General features: G+C 69.8%; 20 protein-coding genes and 1 pseudogene. 10 read left to right on the top strand and 11 right to left on the bottom strand.

From position 1 onward, the window contains the following. Positions 1-7: 7 nt before the first annotated feature. A pseudogene (locus M2163_RS18435) lies at positions 8-259 on the bottom strand (endo alpha-1,4 polygalactosaminidase); the annotation flags it as partial. A 17-nt stretch (positions 260-276) separates the two neighbouring features. Beyond that, positions 277-3,264 (bottom strand): beta-galactosidase, encoded by a 2,988-nt coding sequence (locus M2163_RS18430; protein WP_280851696.1) that lies wholly within the window; start codon positions 3,262-3,264, stop codon positions 277-279. 110 nt (positions 3,265-3,374) lie between these two features. On the opposite strand from M2163_RS18430, the gene M2163_RS18425 reads away from it, so the two are divergent. Together M2163_RS18425 and M2163_RS18420 are read left to right on the top strand one after the other, a co-directional pair. Then, positions 3,375-3,833, top strand: a complete 459-nt coding sequence (locus tag M2163_RS18425) for an Rrf2 family transcriptional regulator (RefSeq protein ID WP_280851697.1) — start codon at positions 3,375-3,377, stop codon at positions 3,831-3,833. 169 nt (positions 3,834-4,002) lie between these two features. Then, positions 4,003-4,653 carry a DUF4360 domain-containing protein gene (locus M2163_RS18420; RefSeq protein WP_280851698.1) on the top strand — a complete coding sequence of 217 codons (651 nt, stop codon included), beginning with the start codon at positions 4,003-4,005 and terminating at the stop codon, positions 4,651-4,653. Positions 4,654-4,714: 61 nt separating this feature from the next. Here M2163_RS18420 and M2163_RS18415 read toward each other — a convergent pair whose 3' ends face one another. Beyond that, positions 4,715-5,584: an intradiol ring-cleavage dioxygenase gene (locus tag M2163_RS18415; RefSeq protein ID WP_280851699.1), complete on the bottom strand. Its 870-nt coding sequence runs from the start codon at positions 5,582-5,584 to the stop codon at positions 4,715-4,717. Positions 5,585-5,724: 140 nt separating this feature from the next. Between M2163_RS18415 and M2163_RS18410 the strand changes: the two genes are divergently transcribed. The 8 genes from M2163_RS18410 to M2163_RS18375 all read left to right on the top strand — a co-directional run bounded on the left by M2163_RS18410 (position 5,725) and on the right by M2163_RS18375 (position 11,390). Then, on the top strand, positions 5,725-6,030 hold the full coding sequence (locus M2163_RS18410) for a hypothetical protein (protein ID WP_280851700.1): 306 nt from the start codon (positions 5,725-5,727) through the stop codon (positions 6,028-6,030). Positions 6,031-6,300: 270 nt separating this feature from the next. After that, positions 6,301-6,645: a DUF1330 domain-containing protein gene (locus tag M2163_RS18405; protein WP_280851701.1), complete on the top strand. Its 345-nt coding sequence runs from the start codon at positions 6,301-6,303 to the stop codon at positions 6,643-6,645. 80 nt (positions 6,646-6,725) lie between these two features. Continuing rightward, positions 6,726-7,193, top strand: coding sequence for a hypothetical protein (locus M2163_RS18400; protein ID WP_280894489.1), 468 nt, complete (start codon positions 6,726-6,728; stop codon positions 7,191-7,193). A gap of 490 nt (positions 7,194-7,683) precedes the next feature. Continuing rightward, a complete protein-coding gene (locus M2163_RS18395; RefSeq protein WP_280851703.1) occupies positions 7,684-8,376 on the top strand; it encodes a hypothetical protein in 693 nt (230 codons plus the stop codon). Positions 8,377-8,607: 231 nt separating this feature from the next. Beyond that, positions 8,608-9,183: a hypothetical protein gene (locus M2163_RS18390; RefSeq protein ID WP_280894488.1), complete on the top strand. Its 576-nt coding sequence runs from the start codon at positions 8,608-8,610 to the stop codon at positions 9,181-9,183. Then, positions 9,176-9,727: a hypothetical protein gene (locus M2163_RS18385; protein ID WP_280851705.1), complete on the top strand. Its 552-nt coding sequence runs from the start codon at positions 9,176-9,178 to the stop codon at positions 9,725-9,727. Before M2163_RS18390 ends, M2163_RS18385 begins: the two co-directional genes overlap by 8 nt. Before the next feature lie 33 nt (positions 9,728-9,760). Then, entirely contained in the window at positions 9,761-10,291 is a 531-nt protein-coding gene (locus tag M2163_RS18380) for an SUKH-4 family immunity protein (protein WP_280851706.1), read from the top strand. Between the two features lie 142 nt (positions 10,292-10,433). Continuing rightward, on the top strand, positions 10,434-11,390 hold the full coding sequence (locus M2163_RS18375) for an arabinan endo-1,5-alpha-L-arabinosidase (protein WP_280851707.1): 957 nt from the start codon (positions 10,434-10,436) through the stop codon (positions 11,388-11,390). Between the two features lie 44 nt (positions 11,391-11,434). Here the strand turns inward: M2163_RS18375 and M2163_RS18370 are convergent, their stop codons facing one another. The 8 genes from M2163_RS18370 to M2163_RS18335 form a co-directional block, all read right to left on the bottom strand. After that, positions 11,435-13,072 (bottom strand): histidinol-phosphate transaminase, encoded by a 1,638-nt coding sequence (locus M2163_RS18370; RefSeq protein ID WP_280851708.1) that lies wholly within the window; start codon positions 13,070-13,072, stop codon positions 11,435-11,437. Between the two features lie 175 nt (positions 13,073-13,247). Then, on the bottom strand, positions 13,248-14,396 hold the full coding sequence (locus M2163_RS18365) for an aldose epimerase family protein (RefSeq protein WP_280851709.1): 1,149 nt from the start codon (positions 14,394-14,396) through the stop codon (positions 13,248-13,250). Positions 14,397-14,456: 60 nt separating this feature from the next. Next, entirely contained in the window at positions 14,457-15,701 is a 1,245-nt protein-coding gene (gene mmsB / locus M2163_RS18360; protein ID WP_280851710.1) for a multiple monosaccharide ABC transporter permease, read from the bottom strand. Then, entirely contained in the window at positions 15,698-17,248 is a 1,551-nt protein-coding gene (mmsA, locus tag M2163_RS18355) for a multiple monosaccharide ABC transporter ATP-binding protein (RefSeq protein WP_280851711.1), read from the bottom strand. Before mmsA ends, mmsB begins: the two co-directional genes overlap by 4 nt. A 32-nt stretch (positions 17,249-17,280) precedes the next feature. Next, positions 17,281-18,387 (bottom strand): multiple monosaccharide ABC transporter substrate-binding protein, encoded by a 1,107-nt coding sequence (chvE, locus tag M2163_RS18350; protein WP_280851712.1) that lies wholly within the window; start codon positions 18,385-18,387, stop codon positions 17,281-17,283. Positions 18,388-18,531: 144 nt separating this feature from the next. Further along, the gene (locus M2163_RS18345) at positions 18,532-19,503 is read right to left on the bottom strand and encodes a hypothetical protein (protein ID WP_280894487.1); all 972 of its coding nucleotides are present in this window, start codon (positions 19,501-19,503) and stop codon (positions 18,532-18,534) included. Positions 19,504-19,612: 109 nt separating this feature from the next. Next, positions 19,613-20,617: an alcohol dehydrogenase catalytic domain-containing protein gene (locus M2163_RS18340; RefSeq protein ID WP_280851714.1), complete on the bottom strand. Its 1,005-nt coding sequence runs from the start codon at positions 20,615-20,617 to the stop codon at positions 19,613-19,615. Further along, positions 20,614-21,771: a mandelate racemase/muconate lactonizing enzyme family protein gene (locus M2163_RS18335; protein ID WP_280851715.1), complete on the bottom strand. Its 1,158-nt coding sequence runs from the start codon at positions 21,769-21,771 to the stop codon at positions 20,614-20,616. Before M2163_RS18335 ends, M2163_RS18340 begins: the two co-directional genes overlap by 4 nt. Positions 21,772-21,897: the final 126 nt, after the last annotated feature.

The raw sequence follows: 21,897 nt of genomic DNA, 5'->3' as shown, positions 1-21,897 counted from the left end.
GGGGGCGTCAGCAGGTTTCGCGCAGGAAACCCGCGGCGCCCTCGGGCACGACCTCCTCGTCCCGGCGCACCACGCCGAGGGTGCAGCTCCAGCCGGCGCACGCCTTGGCCAGGCCCTTCTTCGTGTACTCGACCAGGAGGACGTGGCCGTCGAAGGCGTCGGCGAACGTGCCGCACTCGTCGTGGCGCGCGCACTCCTCCACGACGGCGAAGTCCAGGCCCAGCGAGGCGCGGCCGGAGACCACCTCCGCGGTGCTCTTCTGCGCGACCGCCCGGGCTAGCGGCCGGGGGAGTCCACCGGCGTGACGGGTACACCTCCGGCAGAAGCCCCCAGCAGCGCCAGCCGTACGACCCCGGGCCCGGACTCCGTCGTCCCGTCGGACAGCACCGCCAGCGCCAGGGTGTTGGTGCCCCGGGTGCGCAGGATGCCGTTGGGCAGGACGAAGGTGTGCTGCGGGCCCACGTCGTTGACGTACTGGCCCATGTTCCAGCCGTTGAGGAAGATCTGGACGCGGTAGGCGCGCTTCGGGTCGTCCTCGAGGACGAGGCCGACGGAGGCGTCGATGCCGGTGTCCACGGCGAGCCGGAACGTCGTCCGGTACCAGGTGACCCCCTGGCGCCGGTCGGCGCGCGGCAACTCCGTGTCCTCCCAGTGCTCTTCGCCGAATCCCGGCAGATGCCAGCCCTTGCGCTCCCCGTACAGGCCGCCGTTGTTGAGCGGCCCGCGCACCGGGTCGGGTGCCCTCTCGCCCCGGATGCGCCAGCTCGCCCTCGCGGAACCGCCCTTGAAGGTGACCGCCGTCAGTCCCCGGGCCGCCTTGTGGGAGTCCGCGGACCCGCCGTCCGTGTCGTGCGCCATCCGCCGGACGAGCACGGACAGGACACGGGGCGAGCGCCCGGCGGGCGGCGGTGTGTCGAAGGTGGCCGTCGCCGTCCAACTCCCCTTGTGCGCGCTGCCCTTGTCCGGCACCGGCATCCGGTGCGTGCCCAGCGGCTCCCCGTCCAGCCACGCCATCAGCAGCCCCTGCGCGCCCGTGCTGTAGGCCAGGGACACCGACTCCAGCTCCTCGGCGTCCGTCAGGCGCCCCCGGTACCAGACGTCGCCGTAGTGGAAGCCGTAGTCGTCGGCGAACAGGACCGGCTGCCCCTCCGGGACCGGGGTGACGCTGTGCGAGGTCGTGCGGTCGGCCCGGGTCCAGCCGGAGTCGTCGTAGTCCGGGAGGGCCTCGAAGTTCTCGTCACGGCGGCGCCAGCCGCCCAGCGCGGGCAGCCGCACCGCGCCCACGGCGGGGAGGGGGAACTGTCCCGGCACGGCCGGCATGTCGGCCCGCAGGCTGTCCATGGTGGTGGGGGAGGCGGGCACCGGGCGGCCGTTCCAGGTGATCCGGTCCATGCCGCGCGGCCCCCACACCTCCATGCCCGTGCCCTTGACGGTGTCGCCGGTGAGATGGACGGTCGTGCCGTCCAGGGTGACCCCGCGCACCAGCGAGGGCCCGTACACCAGCACCGGCCCGGTCGGGGTGTCCACCGGGAACAGCCGCAGCGACCAGGGGTCGTCGGCGAAGAGCAGCAGCAGCGGGGTGTCGCTGCCGCCGCCCTCGACCCGCACCCGGGCCAGGCCGCCGGCACCGACCGGCACGGTGATCCTGAGGACGCCGAGGTCGTAGTTCCACGCGGGGTCCGAGTCACCCCGGGTGACCAGCGGCTCCTCCGGGCACTCGAGGAGGACCTGGGCCATCTCGCCGTGCGGGGCCGTGAACACGGCGATGTCCAACCGGCCGGCCTTCAGGAACATCATGGGCTGCGCGGTGGCGAACTTGAGCCTGCGTTCGCCCAACTGCAGTCCCGTGACGAGCAGTCGGGCGTCGTGGGCGGCGACGGTGAACGCCACGTCGATCCCGGCCTCCGGGACGGACGTCGTGATCGGCGCGTCGGTGTCGTTGCGTACGACGTACACGTGCGAGCCGGTGTCCGGGTTGGTCAGGTGGTACACCTTCAGCCGCTCGTCCGCGGCCCGCACCGGGTCGGACCGGTCCAGTTTGGCGAAGTCCGGCACGGTCCGCAGGAGATGGCCCAGCTGGTGCTGGGGAGCCAGCTTGGGCGTCGGGCGGCGGGCCTCGTCGATCGCCGCCCCGTAGTCGTACGACGTGTAGACCTGCGGCGCGGGCAGCCAGCCCCAGGAGGTGCCGCCGAAGGTCATGTAGACGTTGTGCACGGTGATGCCGTTGGCGAGGTTGGTGAGCTGGAAGCGCCGCTCGTAGGCGGCGTCCCGGCTGTACCGCGCCTCGGCGTACCCCTTGCCGTCGAGGGCGGCCCCGCCCCACGGATCGGGCCGGCCCCCGCCGAACTCCGGGACGAACCCCGGCGTCCCGGGACTGGCCGTGGCCCCGCCCGTCAGCCCGCCCTCACCGAAGTCCCCCCAGTCCGGCGGCACTTCCTCGGGCAAGGGGGAGCCGTCGAAGCCGTAGAGCCAGCCGCGTTCCTCACCGCCGGTGTTGAAGGACCCCGGGGTCCAGTAGCCGTTCCTGCCCTTGTCGTTGTGGAACAGCGGGACGTCGATCCCGTCGGCGCGCACCTTCTTGTACAGGTGGGACATGTAGTCGCGGCCGAGGGACTCGTCGACGAAGGCGTCGTACTCGTTCTCGATCTGGTAGAGCAGGACCGTGCCCCCGCCCTTGGTGAACAGGTGCCGGGCGGCGATGGCGTTCACCTCGGTCAGCCACTCGTCGACGTACGAGAGGTAAGCCGGGTCAAAGGTGCGGGCCCGGCCCGCGGTCGCGGTGAGCCAGCCGGGGAAGCCGCCGCCGTCGACCTCGGCGTCGATGTACGGGCCCGGGCGCAGGATCACGTACAGGCCGGTCTCGGCGGCCGTGCGCAGGAACAGGTCGAGGTCGCGGACGCCGGTGAAGTCGTACTGGCCGGGGCCCGGGGAGTGGTAGTTCCAGGCCACGTGGACACTCACCGCGTTGAAGCCGTGGGCGCGCATCTTCTGCAGGATGTCCCGCCACAGCGACGGGCTCGGCAGCCGGAAGGGGTGCATCTCGCCGGACCACAGCACCAGGCGCCGGCCGTCGACCAGCAGCGAGTACTTGTCGTAGCCGACCTTGTGGCGGGCCCGGTCGGCGGCGGGCGCCCCGGGCGCGGGCCCGGTGGGCACGCTGTGGGAGGCGTAGGCCCGGGTGGTCTCCCCACCGCTGCCGCTCAGCGCGAAGCCGAGCGCCGTGGTGCCGGCGAGGGCGCTGAATGTACGTCTGCTCAGCTCCAAGGGAGCGCCTCCTGGTCGTGCCGCGCTTGCGCCAGTCCGTCCGTGGGTGTGGGTGGTGTGCCTATTGTGGCGTGGCCATTGTCTCCGCCCGTACGCCGCACAATTGTCGTATGAGGATCTCTGCACGGGCGGACTACGCGGTACGGGCGGTGCTGGAGCTTGCCGTGCGGCAGGACACGGAGCCGGTGAAGGCCGAGGCCATCGCGGCGGTCCAGGGCATTCCGCACAAGTTCCTGGAGGGGATCCTCGGCGACCTGCGGCGTGGCGGCATCGTCGACAGCAGGCGTGGCGGGGGTGGCGGCTACCGGCTCGCGCGGGAGGCTTCGGCCATCACGGTCGCCGACGTCATCCGCGCGGTCGACGGGCCGATCGTGTCGGTGCGCGGCGAGCGGCCCACCGGTCTGGAGTACACGGGTTCCGCACAGCCCCTGCTCCCGCTGTGGATCGCCCTGCGGGCCAACGTCCGCAAGATCCTGGAGGGTGTCTCCATCGCCGACATCGCGGGCGACGCGCTCCCCGAGCCGGTGCGGCGGCTCGCGGCTGAGCCGGCCGCGTGGGAAAACCCCTGATCCGGTCAACTACGCCTGTAGACACGCGAGTTGAGCCATTGCCGGAATGGCTGGAGTTCGCCCTGGCGGCGCCTCAGGGGGCTCCCTACGATTCGAGCGCCGCGGTGCTTCACAAAAAACACACAGGTTCTCCACGCTTCAACATGTCAGCGCAGAGGAGAGACCCCCCATGGCAAGTGGACTGCTCCTGGGCGGCGCCGTCGCCGCTCTCGTGACCGCGGCGGTGCCCGCGCACAACCCCTCCGGCGGATTCGTCGACCCGCCCCCGGACAAGATCGTCATCAACGTCGCCACGGTGAACGGCTCCGGCTGTCCCGCGGGCACGGCGGCCGTCGCGGTCTCCGAGGACAACACCGCGTTCACGGTGACCTACAGCGACTACCTGGCCCAGGTCGGCGGCAACTCCGACCCCACGGCGTTCCGCAAGAACTGCCAGCTCAACCTGATCGTCCACGTCCCGCAGGGCTTCACGTACGCCATCGCCAGCGCGGACTACCGGGGCTTCGCCTCGCTCCAGGCCGGGGCGAGCGGCGTCCAGCGGGCCTCGTACTACTTCCAGGGCTCCTCGCAGACGGCCTTCAAGACCCACACCTTCCCCGGCGCCCTCAACGACAACTGGCAGGCGACCGACACCACCGACTGGGCCCAGCTGGTCTGGGCACCCTGCGGGGTGCAGCGCAACTTCAACATCAACACGGAGGTCCGCGTGAACGCGGGCACCTCCTCGCCGTCCAAGGTCAGCTTCATGACGATGGACTCGACCGACGGCGACATCAGCACGATCTACCACATGGCCTGGAAGGAGTGCCCGGGCAAGTGAGGTCCTGAGAGAACGGGTCGCCCGCCGCCTCCCCGGCGGCGGGCGACTTCTGTCCGCTGTGTCAGCGTTCGACGCCGAGGGTGAGGGTGCCGGTGTATCCGGCGGACGGGCTGCTGCCCAGGGCGGTCAGGGTCAGGAGGCCGGACGCGGCGCCGCCGTCGTCGTAGATCCCGTCCTGGGCGAGGGTGGTGCGGGTGACCGTGTTGGCCGAGTACGGCGGGAGCGCGCCGACCTTGGCGGTGACCGCCTCGTCGAAGAAGAGCTGGCCGGTGTGGAGTTCGGTGCCGCCGGTGAAGGAGCCGTCGGCGGTGAGGGTGACGTTCACGTGCACCTTCACGTGGATGTGCACGCAGCGGCCCCGGTACCAGCCCGGGTAGACCGTGGTGATGTCGGCGACGCCACGGGAGTCGGTGAGCACGCCGCCGCGCAGGAAGGTGCCGCTGTCGGGCTCGTTGTGGCCGTTGTTGCCGACGTAGCCGGAGTACTCGCCGAGCGCGTCGCAGTGCCAGATCTCCACGAGGGCGTTGCTGATCGTGGCGCAGGTGTCGTCGTCGACGACGGTGAGGGCGAGTCTGAGCGGGAAGCCGGTCTTGCCCTCGGTGATGTCGGAGCGGACGTACTGGCCGTCGAGGTAGTAGGGGCCCTCGGTCATCTCCCTGGTGAGCGTGCAGACCGCTGCCGCGGCTACGGGGGCCGTGTCGGTCGTGTCGGTCGTGCCGGTCGTGGGGGAGGGGTGGGTCCTGGAGGTCGCGGTGCCCACGGCCAGGGTGGCGGCGGTGGCACCCGTGGCGACCAGGACGGTGCGGCGGGCGAGGCTGTTCCTCGCGGGGGCGCCGGTCGTCGGGGTCGCTTCCGTGGGGTGCTCGTCCGCGGGGTTCGCGGGGGTCTCGTGCATGGGGGTCTCGTGCATGGGGGTGTCTGTCATGGACACGGCACCGTAGAAGTGGTTGCTGTCGGCGGGCTGTGGGTTCGGCAAAGTGAGGGGTCGTCAAGTTTTCTGCGAGACAGGTTGCGGTGTCGGACGGGGTGGGCGCGCTACCGTATCGGGGCGTATGCCGACAAGGAGGGTAAATGGGGCTTACCGTGCGGGTCGAACGGCGCATCGCGGAGGACTTCCCCGGCCGGGAGGGCGAGGTGGTGGGCGATCTCCTCACCGAGCTGGTCAACCACCTGACCGACCGGGGCGACCAGGAGGACAAGGAACGGATCGCCGCCGCGACACTGCTGTGCGGCCAGGGCCGGGTGGACCGGCTCCTCGACGCCGTCCAGCTGGCCAAGGAGGACTGGCGGGACGTGCTGGTGGGGGCGGGGCTGGCGGACTCGGGGTGGAAGGAGCGGCTGGAGGCGGACTTCGGCCCGGCGGCCGCCTCGGGCTGACCGGGGATGCGGGCCCCGCGGTGGCTGCCGGACCTCAGGGGTCCGGGGCGGCCGCGGGGCCGGCCCGTGCAGTGCCGGGATCCGGCCGTGCGTCGGAAGCCGCGTGTGCGTGTCGTACCGCCCGCGTGGCGGAGCGGTGCACGGGCCGAACGCACCCGGACTCGGCTGCCGCCCTGACGCTTACTCCTCGGGTAATCGACCCCGGTCGGGAGCGCGTGCCAAGCTCGTCCGCGTACGGAGCGAGCCGAGCCGAGCCGACCGGAGGACACCATGACCGCCTACGCCATCGCCCACCTGCGGGAAGCCGCGCCGCACCCGGAGATCGCCGAGTACATCGAGCGGATCTCCGCCACCTTCGAGCCGTACGGCGGCCGCTTCCTCGTGCACGGCACGCAGCACGAGGTGAAGGAGGGCAGCTGGCCCGGGCATGTCGTGGTGATCGGGTTTCCCGGGATCGCGGAGGGGCGGGCCTGGTGGGACTCCGCCGCGTACCAGGAGATCGCACCGTTGCGCTCGCGGCACATCGAGGGCGACATCATCCTGGTCGAGGGCGTTCCGGACGGCTACGACCCGGCGGTCACCGCGAAGGCGCTGCGGGACGCGATCGCCTCCTGAGGAGACGGGTCCGCCGACTGCCGTGGCGTCTGCTGCTGTTGGATACTGGGGCGACTGACGTACGGGAGGGGGAGGTCAGGGTGCCGGACGGACGTGAGGTGGATCAGGGGGAGTTGCTGGGTGTCGCGAAAGACGAGGAGCGGGCCCGTAGCCTGCTCCGCGCGCTGCGCACCCTGAGCACCGGGCCCGATCCGAAACTGCGCGAGATGGCGAGCGGGGTGCTGCGCGGCGACCTCACCGCCGAACAGGCCTTCACCGACCCGGAGTACACCGCCGCGCTGTTCTCCGGCGCCGACAGGATCCGCCGCGCGGGGGAACGGCGTACGGAGGCGGAGGCCCGCGAGGCGGGTGAACGCTTCGGCGCGTGGCAGGCGGCGCGCGACGCCGTCGACGAGGGCGAGGGCGAGGGCGAGGGGGAGGAGACGGCCGGGGCACCGTCCGACGCGCCGTCCCGTCCGGCCCCTCGGCCGCCGTCGGGACCTTGGGGACAGTCCGGTGCGGGTGGCCTGGGCGGTTCCCGCCCGGCAGGCCCGTTCGGCCACCGCTGAACTCGCGTCCGGTGCGACCTTGTTCGCGTAACGGGAGTACAGAGCGGTGCCGAGTGCCGCGTCCGTCTGTCCACTTCGACGCTGCCGTCCGTGCCGGGGCCATGGACTGCTGCCGAACCTGAGCCGGTTCCAGAACTGCGCCCGGTGCCAGGGCGCTTGGCCTCGCCCGGACGCCGCTCCCTTCCCGTGCGGCCCCTCGCTCTCGGCCTGTTTGCTCCCCTTGGCCGCGGCTGAATCCTGCGCGCCCGCGGCACGGCCCTCCACCTCGACCACAGCCCCCTTCGCCCCAACACGCCACCCCTGCGCCCGAATCCAGCCACCGGACGTCACCCCACCCCACCGCACCCCACCCCCACCGCAGGCCCTGACCCGGCCCGCCGCGCCCACCTCAGCCCCTCCCGACCCTCCAGCAATTCCCGTCCCCCGTAGTAAGGTTCGGCCGTCGTACGCGTGACCTGAAACGGTCCTGCCAAGACAAGGGGGAACGAGCATGGGGGTCGTGCTGCCCGACGAGGCGGCGTGGGTGCTGGACCTCATCGGGGTCGAGTGGCCGAACGTCGACGAGGACGACTACCGGGACATGGCCGACGGCCTGCGTTCCTTCGCCGCGCAGATGCGGGAGGGCAAGGCCGCCACGGCGAGCGTCGTCCGGGAGTTCCTGGAGGGCAACGAGGGCATCGCCACCGCGGCCTTCCAGCAGCACTGGGGCAAGGTCAGCGACGTACACCTGGAACGGCTCGGGGAAGCCGCCGACCTCGGGGCGACGGCCCTGGACGGCGCCGCGATCGCCGTGGCCGGGGCCAAGGTCGCCGCCATCGTCCAACTCGGCATCCTCGCGGCCGAGATCATCGCCGCCCAGGCCGCCGCCCCCTTCACGCTCGGGCTCTCCGAGGTCGGCGCGCTCGGTGCCACCCAGGCCACCCGGCTCATCGTGCGGCGGCTGCTGAAGGAGGCCGAGCAGCTCCTGGTGGAGGAGCTCATGTCCGTCGCGATGGGCCCGGTGTACTCCGCGCTCGGCAACATGGCCACCGACCTCGTCCTCCAGCTCGGCGCCAACGCCGTGGGCCTCCAGGACGGTTACAGCCCCGGCAAGACCCTGCACGCGGGCAGCGAGGGCTTCTCCGAGGGGCTGGACGCGGCCACCGGCACCACGGGCACCTTCGGCAAGGGAGGCGCCGCGTGAGCGACACCGTGCGCAGCGACAAGGACCTCCACGACCGGCTCGCCGACCGCATCACCTCCCAGGCCGACGAGCACGAGTCCGGCGCCCGCCCCCATCTGCGCCCGCAGCCGCGCCGGGCTGGACCGCACCCGGGGCAAGGGCGCCCTCGCGGCGGCCGTCGAGACCGGGGCCGAGAAGATCCTCCGGGCCATCGAGGAGGCCGAGGACCAGCTCCACAAGCACCTTCAGGACGTGTCCAAGGGTGTGCGCGCCATGGGGGACAACCACGCGCGCAACGACAAGAACATCGAGACGATGCTCCAGAGCATCGTCAAGCGCTCCCGCGACCAGGACACGGTCCGCGACGGCGGCGGGATCGGCAAGGACCGGCCGGACACGACGAAGGACCCGCACACCGTCACCCTGGAGTGGAAGCCCGGGATGCCCAAGCCGGCCTTCGAACGCAAGGCGCGGGCCCTCCAGCGGCTCGGCGAGGAGGGCAAGCTCTTCAAGTTCAAGGGCAAGACGGAGGACTACCGGGACAAGGAGATCACCAAGCAGTACAAGGGCGCGCTGGAGGCGCTGATCCGCAGGAACCACAAGGACGACCCCGAGTTCGCCGAGGAGGCCGCCGTGGCGGCCCGCGCGATGCAGCCCGACCACGTCAACGAGCTCCAGACCGGTGGTCCGGACGCGTGGCGTAACCTGCGGATGCTGGACCGGACGACCAACTTCGACATCGGTACGCAGCAGATACGTCCGCAGATCAGGGATCTTCCGGACGGCAATCCGATCAACATCGACATCAAGTGGTGGCCAGATGACTAGCGCGAGCCCGGGACCGTCCCGTCTGACCGACACGGTGGACGCCCTGCGGACGGCACTGGCGCAGAGCCCGGACGTGCTGAGCTTCACGCTCGGCGGGACGATCGACGAGGAGACCGCGGCCGCCGCGGAGGCCGACGGGGTGCCGCGGGAGTTCCTGGACTTCTGCCGGGTCCTGGACGGCGCGAGCTGCGGACCGAACGTCCAGCTGTTCGGCCTGGCGGAGGCCGAGGAGCACCAGTTCTACTGCGGTCCGGTGGCCGACTCCCCGCTGCCGCTGTCCCCGGAGAAGCTGTTCTGCGTCGGGATGGTCAACGAGGCGCCGCTCTTCCTCGACCGCGCGGGAGGCGGCGTGCTCGGCGCCCCGGCAGCCGGCCCCGACTGGGTCGACGCGGAACGCTTCGAGCAGCTCGCGCCCGGTGTGGAGGCGTTCTTCCTGGACCGGCTGGCCACCGCGGAGTACGCGCGGCTTGCGGAGATCGACGACGAGCTGTTGGAGTACGACGACTGGCTGAAGCTGCTGCGGCGGGCCGGTCTCACGGACTGAGTCACACGGAGCACGAGGGGAAGCAGAGGACGCATGGCCACCCATGACGAGATGACGGAGCTGTTCGGCGCGGACCGCGTGGTCACGCTGGACCGGGCCGTCGCCGAGGAGCGCGGACTGTCCGGGGCCGACGCCGAGGTGCTGTGCGAGGTCGGTGTCCCCGTCTTCGTCGACGTGCTGTTCACCCTCGACACCGCCGACGAGGGACCGGACCCCTTCACCGTGGTGCCGGTGGCCGCGGGCGGCGAGGAGACCCACATCCTCGTCCTGGGCGGCCCCACCGACGACCCGGCGATGCGGTACTGCCTCGACATGGACCGCGGCTACGTCATCCTCATGTCCTTCGACGCGGAGCCGCGCGCCGAGATCGTGAACCGCACCCTCGCCGACCTCGTCGAGTTCCTGTACCGCTTCGCCCTGCGCACCAAGCACCTGGAACAGGCCGCCCCCCAGGACCGCGCCCCGTACACCGACAAGCTCGTCGAGTACCTCAAGGCCCGCGACCCGTACGCCTTCGCCCAGCCGGACAGCTGGTGGTCGATGGTCTTCGAACAGGTCGGCTGAGACCCGCGACGCGCTCAGCCCCGTGAGGCGTGCGCGGACCATTGACGCGCAAGGGGTTCGATTCTACGGTCCCGTCCGAAGCTCTGATCGGTGATCGGCATATCGAACATCCCCCACTCGCATCCTGCGAAGGAGCGTCACCGTGCGCCGCACCTCACTCCTGGCCGTCCCCGTGGCCTTCCTGCTGGCCCTGATCCCGGGCACGGCCTCCGCGTACCCCAACCCCGGGACCGTCACCGGTGCCACCACCATCCACGACCCGACGATGATCCGTACGTCTGTGGGCCGTTACCTGCTGTACGGCACGGGTGGCGGCCTCGGCCACCGCACCTCCACCGACCGGATCGCGTTCACGGCCGGCGGCGACGCCTTCTCCACCAAACCGGGCTGGTGGTCCTCGTACGCCACCGAGGCATGGGCGCCGGACATCTCCTACCAGGGCGGCAAGTACCTGATGTACTACGCCGTCTCGACCTTCGGGTCCAACAAGTCCGCCATCGGCCTCGCCACGTCGGGCACCGGCCTGCCCGGCTCCTGGAGCGACCAGGGCACCGTGTACACCTCCACCACCTCCAGCGACTACAACGCCATCGACCCGAACCTGTTCGTCGACGGCGACGGAAAGTGGTGGCTGTCCTTCGGCAGTTGGTGGACCGGCCTGAAGATGATCCAGATCAACCCGTCCACCGGCAAGCAGCTCTCCACCAACACCACCCGCTACTCGATCGCCTCCCGCCCGACCGGGACCAAGGCCGTCGAGGCGCCGTACATCGTGAAGCGCAACGGCTACTACTACCTCTTCGCGTCCTACGACACCTGCTGCGCCGGCACCAGTTCGACCTACAAGGTCAAGGTCGGCCGTGCCACGAGTGTCACCGGGCCGTACGTCGACAGGAACGGCGTGTCGATGATGAACAACGGCGGCACCCCGGTGCTGGAGTCGCACGGCCGGTACATCGGCCCCGGCGGCCAGTCGATCATGAACGACTCCGACGGCGACCTGATCGTCTACCACTACTACGACGGCAACGACAACGGCACGCCCAAGCTCGGCATCAACCTGCTGAGCTGGAGCAGCGGATGGCCCGTCGCCTACTGATCGCGCCGGCCGCGCTCCTCCTCACCCGGTCCCGCCGGCGCCCGTCAGCCGGCCTGCCCCATACCGGCCGCGTTGGGCCAGCTCTGCGCGTTGGGCCACCCGGTGGCCGGCGCCTGGGACAGCTCCTGCGGAGCCCCCGGCGCCGGTGCGGTCATCCCCCGCACCTGCGCGGCGGTGAGCCCCCCTCGGGCCGGCACCCCCGGCGGGGTCGGCCCGCCGGGCGGCGCGAAGGGCGCCGGAGCCGGAGGGGCCGGAGCGGGCATCGGGGCCGGGGCGGGCATCGGGGGCGGCGTCTGCATCGGGGCCGGCATGGGCATCCCCGCCCCCATGGACCCGGCCGTCCCCAGGGAAGCGGCCGCCCCCATGGGAGGCGCCGCGGCCACCGCCACCGGCTGGGCGACCGGCATCGGCATGCCGACGCCCCCGCCCGCCCCGCCACCGCCGACGGCCATCGCGGCGAGGTCCTGAAGGCCCGCCCCGTTGGTCTGACCGACCAGCCGGTCCACTGCCGCCGTACCCGAGCTGTAGCTGGTCCCTTGAGCGAGCTCGGGCACGGCGGCTCCCCTCCTGGTCCCGTAGAGCACCTGTTCCAGGCCGGACACCAGGCGACGCACGTCCACCTGGGGGCGCACCACGAGCCGCAGGAAGCGGCTGGAAGAGCCGATCTTGTTGCCGCACTCGCGGACGAGGATGCGGTGCTCGGTGAGCATCCGGTCCCGGACCACGGTGCCCTCGGCGCCCACGGGCAGGCGCACGAAGAGGAAGTTCCCCTGCGAGGGGTAGACGGTCAGGCCGGGCAGCGCGGCGAGCTGGCTCGCCATGTCGAGGCGGTCCCGGCGGACCTGGTGGAGGCTCTGCGCGTACTCGGCGCCGTGCTCCTTGAGCATGAACACCACGTACTCGGCGAAGGCGTTGAGGTTCCACTTCGGCAGCATGGAGCGGACCCGGCCGGCCAGCGAGGGGTTGGCGACCATGTAGCCGAAGCGGATGCCGTGCAGGCCGAAGTTCTTGCCGAGGCTGCGCAGCACGATGACGTTCGGCCGGACCATCGCCTCCTGGACGACGCTCGGCTCCTGCTCGGCGTCGGCGAACTCCAGGAACGACTCGTCGATGACGATGAGGTCCAGGTCGGCCATGGCATCCATGAACTGCACCAGCGCGTGCTTGTGGAGGAAGCCGCCGTCGGGGTTGTTCGGGTTGCAGATGACCGCGACCCGTGTCCCCCGGGTGCGTATGAACTCGGCGTACTGCGCGAGGTCCAGGGCGAATCCGCTGGACTCCTGGAGCGGGAACATGTCGACCCGCTTGCCGGTCTCCATCGGCTGGTCGGTCCAGCGGCCGAAGGTGGGGACCGGGACGGCGAGGGACTCGCGGACCAGCAGGTGGTCGATCCAGGTGATCAGCTCGGTCGAGCCGTTGCCCATCGCCACGGCCTGCGGCGGGAGTTGGAGCAGGTTGCACAGCTCGGCGGTGATCGTGTCGGCGCTGCTGGGGTAGTAGGTGATGATGTCCTTCAGCCGCGCGGCCATGGTGTCCATCATCGCCGGGGTGGGGAAGTAGGGATTGCAGGGGATACAGAAGTCCACCGGGCCGGTCCCGTCGCCGCCTTCGCGCGCCAGCGCCGCCATGGACGGGCTGTGCGCAGTCGTGCTGCGGAACAACGAGGTGACGTTGTCGGCCATCGAACCTCCGTATGGGGCGGACCCGGCGGGGACGACCGGGTCCGTCGTCATTGGGTGGCCCGCGCGGGGGAGCACGGGCCGCCCATACATACGGATGCCTGCGTGGCGCTGTTCAACGGGTGTGAAAGAAGTGTGAGTTCGGGAACCCCTACCCCGATCTCCGCATCTCCAAAGGTCAGGCGCCGAACGAGTGGATCGTCGTCGTCCGGTACGTCTGTCCCGGGCGCAGCACCGTCGAGGGGAACGACGGGTGGTTCGGCGAGTCCGGGAAGTGCTGCGTCTCCAGGCACAGGGCGTCGCCCTGGCGGTAGGTGTGACCGGAGGGGCCGACCAGGGTGCCGTCGAGGAAGTTGCCCGAGTAGAACTGCAGACCCGGCTCGACGGTGGAGATCCGCAGGCTGCGGCCGGACGCCCGGTCGCGCAGGGTCGCCACGTGCTCGGGCTTGGCCGTGATGCCCTTGTCGAGCACCCAGTTGTGGTCGAAGCCCTTGGCGGTGACCAGCTGCGGGTGCCCGACGCGGATGTCCCGGCCGATCAGCTTGCCCTTGCGGAAGTCGAAGGGGGTGCCCGCGACCTTCGCCAGCTCACCGGTCGGGATGAGGCCCGAGTCGGTGGGCGTGTAGCGGGAGGCGGCGATGCGCAGCTCGTGGTCCTCGATCGTGCCGGTGCCCTCGCCGCCCAGGTTCCAGTACACGTGGCTGGTGAGGTTGACCACGGTGGCCTTGTCGGTGGTGGCCTCGTAGTCGATCCGCCAGTCGCCGTGCCGGGTGAGGGTGTACGTCACCTTCACCTTGAGGGTGCCCGGGTAGCCCATCTCGCCGTCGACCGAGGTGTAGTACAGGTGCAGGCCGACGTCCGAGCCCTTGGTGAACGGCTCGACGTCCCACACCCGCTTGTCGAAGCCCTGGGTGCCGCCGTGCAGGCTGTTGTCGCCGTCGTTCACGGAGAGCTGGTAGCTCTTGCCGTCCAGGGTGAACTGCCCCTTGGCGATGCGGTTGCCGTACCGCCCGATCAGCGCGCCGAAGTACGGGGTCTTGGCGACGTAGTCCTCGAGGTTGTCGAAGCCCGCCGAGACGTTGGCGTAGTGGCCCTTGCGGTCGGGGATCTCCAGGGACTGCACGACGCCGCCCCAGGACAGGACCTTCATCCGCGTGCCGCCGTTGGCCAGCGACCAGATGTGGACCTTCGTGCCGTCGGCGAGGGTGCCGAAGAGCTTCTTGGTCGGCTTCCTGCTGCTCGACGCCTCAGCGGTGCCCCCGAGCGTCGTCGCGGCGATTCCCGCGGCCGCGGCACCGGCGATGACCGTTCGTCTGTTCAGTTCCATCTAGCGGCTCCTGTGAAGGAAGCGGGCCCCGCCGGTTGCTCCGACGGGGCCCGAGACGACTTACGAACCGGACTTGCGCTTGTTCCACACGTCGAACCCGACCGCGGCCAGCAGGGCGAGGCCCTTGATGACCTGTTGCCAGTCGGTGCCGACACTGAGGAGGTTCATGCCGTTGTTCAGCACACCGAGGACGAGACCACCGATGATCGCGCCGAGGACGGTTCCCACACCGCCGCTCATGGACGCGCCACCGATGAACGACGAGGCGATCGCCTCGAGTTCGAAGTTCAGACCCGCCTTCGGGGAGGCCGCGTTCAGACGGGCTGCGACCACCAGACCCGCCAGGGCCGCGAGCACGCCCATGTTCAGGAAGACAAGGAAGGTGACCTTCTTGTCCTTGACGCCGGACAGCTTCGCGGCCGGCAGGTTGCCGCCGATCGCGTAGATGTGCCGGCCGAAGACCGCGTTGCGCATGACGTAGCCGTAGCCGACCACGAGCACACCGAGGACGAGCAGGATGATCGGCGCGCCCTTGTAGCTGGCGAGCATCATCGTCAGGGCGATGATCGCCGCGCTGATGGCGACCAGCTTGAGCAGGAACAGGTTGCGCGGCGCCACTTCCAGGGAGAACTCCTGCGAGCGCCGCCGCTCACGAAGTTCCTGGAGGATCACGAAGGCCAGCAGGACGAAGCCCAGCAGCAGTGTGATGTTGTGGTAGTTGGTCTCCGGGCCGACCTCCGGCAGGAAGCCGTTGCCGAGCTTCTGGAGCCCGTCCGGGAAGGGGCCGAGGGTCTGGCCCTCCAAGAAGATCTCCGTCAGACCGCGGAAGAGCAGCATGCCGGCCAGCGTGACGATGAACGACGGTATGCCGAGATACGCGATCAGATAGCCCTGGATCGAGCCCGCGACGGCACCCACCACCAGGCACAGCACCAGGGCGATGGGCCACGGCACGTCGTGCTGCACGGTCAGGACGGCCGCGAAGGCGCCCACGAACGCGGTCAGTGAACCGACCGACAGGTCGATGTGCCCCGCGATGATCACCAGCATCATGCCGATGGCGAGGATCAGGATGTAGCTGTTCTGGAGCACCAGGTTGGAGACGTTGCGCGGCAGCAGCAGGTCTCCGTCGGTCCACACGGCGAACAGCGCGACGATCAGACCGAGCGCGATCAGCATGCCGTACTGCCGCATGTTGCGGCGCAGCCCGTTCAGCATCAGCTGGAGCAGGCCCCCGCCGGAGGACGACCCCCCGTCCTTGCCCGGCGGCGCCGCGGCCGGGACCTTCGTCACATCGGTGCTCATCGCGTTACCTCTTTGTCCTTCGTCATCTGGCGCATCAGCACTTCCTGCGTGGCCTCGGCCCGCGGAACCTCACCCGTGAGGCGTCCGGCGGCCATGGTGTAGATGCGGTCGCACATGCCGAGCAGCTCCGGCAGCTCGGAGGAGATGAAGATGACCGCCTTGCCCTCGGCGGCCAGCTGGTCGATGACCGTGTAGATCTCGTACTTGGCGCCCACGTCGATGCCGCGCGTGGGCTCGTCCAGGATCAGCACCTCGGGACCCGCGAAGATCCACTTGCTGAGGACGACCTTCTGCTGGTTGCCGCCGGAGAGCTTGCCCACCGGTTCGAAGACGGTCGGCGCCTTGATGTTCATGGACTTGCGGAACCGCTCGGCGACCTGCCGCTCCTCGTGCTCGTCGACCACACCGCGCTTGGCCACCTTGTTCAGGGCCGTCAGCGAGATGTTGCGGTTGATGGTGTCGATGAGGTTGAGGCCGTAGTGCTTGCGGTCCTCGGTGACGTAGGCGATGCCGTGCTTGACCGCCTCGGCGACGGTCTTGGTACGGATCTCCTTGCCGTCCTTGAAGACGTGACCGCCCGCGTGCCGGCCGTAGGTGCGCCCGAACACGCTCATCGCGAGTTCGGTGCGCCCCGCGCCCATCAGGCCCGCGATGCCGACGATCTCCCCGCGCCGCACGTTGATCGACACGTTGTCGACCACCTTGCGCGTCTGGTCGATCGGGTGGTGGACGGTCCAGTCGCGGATCTCCAGTGCCGGGGCCGCGTCCACCTCGCCCTCGTAAGGCGTGCGCTCGGGGAAGCGGTGGTCGAGGTCGCGGCCGACCATGCCCGTGATGATCCGGTCCTCGGTGGTCTCCGGGGCCTTCACGTCGAGGGTCTCGATGGACCTCCCGTCGCGGATGATCGTGACCGAGTCGGCGACCCGGCGGATCTCGTTGAGCTTGTGGGAGATGATGATCGAGGTGATGCCCTGCTTCTTCAACTCCAGGATGAGGTCCAGGAGTTTGCCGCTGTCCTCGTCGTTCAGAGCCGCGGTCGGCTCGTCCAGGATGAGGAGCTTCACCTTCTTGGAGAGCGCCTTGGCGATCTCCACGAGCTGCTGCTTGCCCACGCCGATGTCGGCGATCCGGGTCTCCGGGTGATCGGTCAGGCCCACCCGGCGCAGCAGTTCGGTGGCGTGCTTCAGCGTCTCGTTCCAGTTGATGAACCCGCCCGCGGCGTGCTCGTTGCCGAGGAAGATGTTCTCGGCGATCGACAGGAACGGCACGAGTGCCAGCTCCTGGTGGATGATGACAATGCCGTGCTGCTCGCTCGCCCGGATGTCCTTGAAGGAGCAGAGTTCGCCCTCGAAGAGGATGTCTCCCTCGTAGGTGCCGTGCGGATGGACGCCGGAGAGCACCTTCATCAAGGTGGACTTGCCGGCGCCGTTCTCACCGCAGATGGCGTGGACCTCGCCCTGGCGGACGGTCAGTGTGACGTCCGACAGCGCCTTGACGCCGGGAAAGGTCTTGACGATCGAGCGCATTTCCAGGACGGGTCCCGCCATGGTCGTGCCTTCCAATCCGTAAGGTTCGACGCTTACTTGAGCTGGTCCGCCGTGTAGTAGCCGTCGTCCACGAGCTCCTTGACGTAGTTGCTCTTGTCGACGCTCACCGGCTGGAGCAGGTAGGCCGGGACGACCTTGGTGCCGTTGTCGTAGGACTTGGTGTCGTTGATCTCGGGCTTCTTGCCGTTGAGGGAGGCGTCCACCATGTCGGTGGCGACCTGGGCCAGCTTGCGCAGGTCCTTGTAGATCGTCATCGACTGCTGGCCGGCGATGATCGACTTCACCGAGGCCAGCTCGGCGTCCTGGCCGGTGACCACCGGGAGCTTCTTGCTGCCCGAGCCGTAACCGTCCGACTTCAGCGCGGCGATGATGCCGATGGAGATGCCGTCGTACGGCGACAGGACCGCGTCGACCTTGGCGCTGCCGTACGTGGAGGTGAGGATGTCCTCCATGCGCTTCTGGGCGGTGGCGCCGTCCCAGCGCAGCGTGGTGACCTGGGTGAGCTTGGTCTGGCCGGACTTGACGACGAGCTTCTTGCTGTCGATGTACGGCTGGAGCACGCTCATCGCGCCGTTGAAGAAGTACTTGGTGTTGTTGTCGTCGTTGGAGCCGGCGAACAGCTCGATGTTGAAGGGGCCCTTGCCGCTCTCGAGACCGAGCTTGTCGACGATGTACTGGGCCTGGAGCTTGCCGACCTTCTCGTTGTCGAAGGACGCGTAGTAGTCGACGTTCTTCGTGCCGAGGATCAGGCGGTCGTAGGAGATGACCGGGATGTCGGCGTCGGCGGCCTGCTGGAGGACGTTGTTCAGGGACTTGTTGTCGATGGCGGCGATGACGAGTGCCTTGACGCCCTGGGTGATCAGGTTCTCGATCTGGGAGACCTGCTGGTCGGGGTCGTCCTCGCCGAAGACCAGCTTGGTCTTGTAGCCCTTGGCCTTGAGGTCCTTCTCGACGTTGGCACCGTCGGTGATCCACCGCTCGGAGGACTTCGTCGGCATCGCGATGCCGATGGTCGCGCCCTTGGTGCTGCCGCCCTTCTCCTCGCTGCCGCCCTCGCTGTTCTGGCCGCAGGCGCTGAGGGTGAGGGCGAGGGAGGCGGCGCCGGCTATGGCGGTGAGTGCGGCTCGACGAGTACGCATGATCATCATCCTTGATGTCGGGACGGGCTCGGTCTGGTGGTGCGGTGACGCTCCGGCAACGAGGTGCGGCTCGGACCGAGGGAAGAGGCGTGTGGGATTGTGTGTGACTGCGTCTGCTTTTGTGAAGGGACTCGGCCCGAAACGTTATGAGGGTGTTTCGAAACGCTTCAGAGCCCCGGGCAGTCGCGAACCGAGCGGCGCCATGTCGCCGTCCGCTCCGTGCCGTGCCAGCAGGTCCAGGGCGAGCCGGCCCCGCCGCACCCGTTCCCGGGCCGTGTTCAGGGTCAGATCGCGCAGGTGGTGGCCGTACGGGTAGATCCCCGGGGCCTTGGACAGGCCGAACTTCAGGTAGAGCGGCGCGCCCCGCCGGATGAGTTCGGCGACCTCGTACATCCGGACATAACCGCCGAGATCGTCGGGCGCCTCGATGTACATGTCCATCGGAGCTGCCGACACCCTTCGGATCTCCGTGAGGTGATCGAGCGTCAGATCGCTGGGCACGTTGATGGAGTCGGCGCCCAGGTTCTCGTAGACCGCGAACGCGGCCGGGTTGACCGGACCGACGAGCGCGCTCAACTTCAGGGTGGTGTCGGCCGGAAGGATCCCGGCGGCCCGCGCCCGGTGCAGCGTCCACAGCACGCCCTCGTCGGCGACGAGGAGGCACTGGACGCCCAACTCCGTTGCCCGGACGGCGTCTTCGACACAGCCGGCCACCGCGTCGTGACCGCGGGCCCGCAGGCCCCCGCCGCGCGAGTCGGTCCGGACCGAGCCGCCGATGTCCCAGGTGCCGCGCGGGCCGGTGAACAGGCAGAGCTCGATGTCGCGTTCGTTCGTGGCTTCGACCATCTCGGTGATCTCGGCGTCGGTCAGCATCCAGACTCCGCTGCCCTGACTGATCCGGTGGATCGGCACGTCGAGCCGCGAGGCTTCCTTCAGGACGACGGCCAGCGCCTCCGGTCCCTCGCACGAGGGGATCTCGGTGCGCCAGCGGCCGCCGCCGGGGAAGGCGTGCGGTGAGGCGTCGGCGGGATCGAGGGCGGGTGCGCCCAGGCCGAGCGCGGTGAGCGCCTGCTCACCGGGTCGGCGGGCCGCCGGGGCGGAAGCGTCGGTCGTCACAAGCTGTCCTTCGTGTTCGGTATGTCGGACGAGGTTCGCGGCTCAAGTCGTGCGGGGCTTGGGGGTACGCCGGTACGGGGTGGTCAGGTCACCCCGTACCGGCGTACGGCTAGGGGCGGAGCAGCACCTTCCCGACCTTCGGATCACCGGACCCGACGAGCTCGATCGCCTCCGGGAACCCGTCGAGCGGCAGCTCGTGCGTGACCAGCGGCAGCGGGTCGAGCAGACCGGCCCCGAAGACCCGTACCGTGTGCGCCCAGGCGTCCGGCGGGGCCCCGAAGACGGTGTGCACCTCCAGCTGCCGTACGACCAGGTCCGTCGGGTCGAGACCCTCGGCACCCGGCGCCGGGATGCCCGTCAGGACCAGCCGCCCGCCCCGCCGGAGCAGCGAGGCGGCCGTGGCCGCGGCGGACGCGGACCCGGCGGTCTCGATGACGACGTCGAAGTCGTCCGGGAGCTCCTGGGACCTGGTGCGGAAGTCGGTGGCGCCGAAAGCTTTCGAAAGCTCCGCCCGGTCGGGCCGGGTCCCCACCACCAGCAGCTCGGCGGGGGAGTTCGCCTTCAGGAACTGAACGGCGAACATCCCGAGCGTCCCGGTCCCCACCACGGCCACCCGCTCGCCGGGCAGGGCGTTCGCCTTGATCGCGGCGGCCGCGATGCAGGCGGCCGGCTCCAGCAGGGCCGCGGCCGTCAGGTCGGCGTCGTCCGGCAGGACGTGCAGCAGCCGTGCGGGCAGGGTGAGCGTGGTGGCCATCGCACCCGGCTGGGTGAACCCGGTCTCCTCGTACCCGGCCGTGCACAGGGTCGTCTCACCCGCGTGACACCGGTCGCACACCTGGCAGTTGCGGAAGCCCTCGCCGACGACCTTGCGGCCGACAAGACTTGAAGGCACACCCGCCCCGACCGCCTCCACCGTCCCGGACCACTCGTGGCCCGGAGTGAGGGGGTAACGCACGTATCCCTCGGGCCGGTTGCCCTGGTACACCTCGCGGTCGCTGCCGCAGATGCCGACCGCGTGGACGCGCACCAGCGCCTCACCGGCCGCGGGCTCACGAGGGGCGTGCGCGTCGAGCCGGTGCTCGCCGGGCCCCTCGATGACGACCCGCGTGCTCACTTGGTGCCCTTGGGCTTGCGCTGCTCCCAGCCCTCGGCCCACAGGTCGAAACGGGCCTGCTGCTGCGGGAACTCCGCGGCCGCGTCGACGTCCAGCTCGACACCGAGGCCCGGCGCGTCGGAGAGGTGGAAGTAGCCGTCCACGACCTGCGGGGCGCCCTTGACGACCTTCTTGATGTCCGCGTCGGCGAAGTCGTTGAAGTGCTCGAGGATCTTGAAGTTGGGGGAGGTGAAGCCCACCTGGAGCGAGGCGGCGGTCAGCACCGGACCACCGACGTTGTGCGGGGCGACCAGCATGTAGTGGGTCTCGGCGGTCGCGGCCAGCTTCCGGGTCTCCCAGATGCCGCCGATGTGGCCGACGTCGGGCTGGATGATGTCCACGGCCTGGCTCTCGAAGAGCTCGCGGAACTCGATGCGGTCGTGGATGCGCTCACCGGTGGCGACCGGCATGTCGACCTTGGCGGCGACCTTCTCCAGCGCCTTCAGGTTCTCCGGCGGCACCGGCTCCTCCAGCCACGCGGGCTTGAAGGGCGCGAGGTCCTTGGCCAGCCGGACGGCGGTCGACGGCGAGAAGCGGCCGTGCATCTCCAGCATCAGCTCGGCGTCCGGGCCGATGGCGTCGCGGACGGCCTCGATGAGGGAGACCGCGTACAGGCTCTGCTCGTGGTCCAGCTCGAAGTGGCCGGTGCCGAAGGGGTCGATCTTCAGCGCCTTGTAGCCGCGCTCCATGACGCCCCGGGCGGCCTTGTGGTAGGCCTCCGGCGTCCGCTCGGTGGTGTACCAGCCGTTGGCGTACGCCTTGACCTTGTCGGTGACCTTGCCGCCCAGGAGCTGCCAGACCGGCACGCCGAGGGCCTTGCCCTTGATGTCCCAGCAGGCCATCTCGATCACGGCGATACCGGACATGACGATCTCGCCGGCCCGACCGTAGTCGCCGTACTTCATCCTCTTGACGAGGTCCTCGACAGCGAACGGGTCGGAGCCGAGAATGTGATTGGCCTCGGCCTCCCGCAGGTAGCCGATCAGCGCGTCGGTGTGTCCCAGCATCCGGGTCTCGCCGACTCCGGTGATGCCTTCGTCGGTGTGCACCTGGACGTACGTCAGGTTGCGCCACGGCGTCCCGACCACGTGTGTGCTGATTCCGGTGATGCGCACGGCGGTTGCCCCTCGTTGCTTCGTCGGCTCAGTGACGTCTGTTCGAAATTTCGTCACACGTTCGAAATGCTGACGTGACAGTAGGGAGGGGGTGGCGGGAGTGTCAATGGGTCGAACGCATAACGG

This window comes from Streptomyces sp. SAI-135 (genome assembly GCF_029893805.1).
Classification (GTDB): Bacteria; Actinomycetota; Actinomycetes; order Streptomycetales; family Streptomycetaceae; genus Streptomyces.
The sequence above is the reverse complement of the archived record's forward strand: the minus strand, read 5'-3'. Positions and strand labels throughout refer to the sequence as shown.

Coding starts and splice junctions, on each gene's coding strand:
- M2163_RS18405 (WP_280851701.1), top strand. CDS start 6,301: ATGACCGCCTACGCCATCGCCCACCTGCGGGAAGCCGCGCCGCACCCG.
- M2163_RS18420 (WP_280851698.1), top strand. CDS start 4,003: ATGGCAAGTGGACTGCTCCTGGGCGGCGCCGTCGCCGCTCTCGTGACC.
- M2163_RS18425 (WP_280851697.1), top strand. CDS start 3,375: ATGAGGATCTCTGCACGGGCGGACTACGCGGTACGGGCGGTGCTGGAG.
- chvE (WP_280851712.1), bottom strand. CDS start 18,387: ATGCGTACTCGTCGAGCCGCACTCACCGCCATAGCCGGCGCCGCCTCC.
- M2163_RS18380 (WP_280851706.1), top strand. CDS start 9,761: ATGGCCACCCATGACGAGATGACGGAGCTGTTCGGCGCGGACCGCGTG.
- M2163_RS18385 (WP_280851705.1), top strand. CDS start 9,176: ATGACTAGCGCGAGCCCGGGACCGTCCCGTCTGACCGACACGGTGGAC.
- mmsB (WP_280851710.1), bottom strand. CDS start 15,701: ATGAGCACCGATGTGACGAAGGTCCCGGCCGCGGCGCCGCCGGGCAAG.
- mmsA (WP_280851711.1), bottom strand. CDS start 17,248: ATGGCGGGACCCGTCCTGGAAATGCGCTCGATCGTCAAGACCTTTCCC.
- M2163_RS18370 (WP_280851708.1), bottom strand. CDS start 13,072: ATGGCCGACAACGTCACCTCGTTGTTCCGCAGCACGACTGCGCACAGC.
- M2163_RS18395 (WP_280851703.1), top strand. CDS start 7,684: ATGGGGGTCGTGCTGCCCGACGAGGCGGCGTGGGTGCTGGACCTCATC.
- M2163_RS18365 (WP_280851709.1), bottom strand. CDS start 14,396: ATGGAACTGAACAGACGAACGGTCATCGCCGGTGCCGCGGCCGCGGGA.
- M2163_RS18410 (WP_280851700.1), top strand. CDS start 5,725: ATGGGGCTTACCGTGCGGGTCGAACGGCGCATCGCGGAGGACTTCCCC.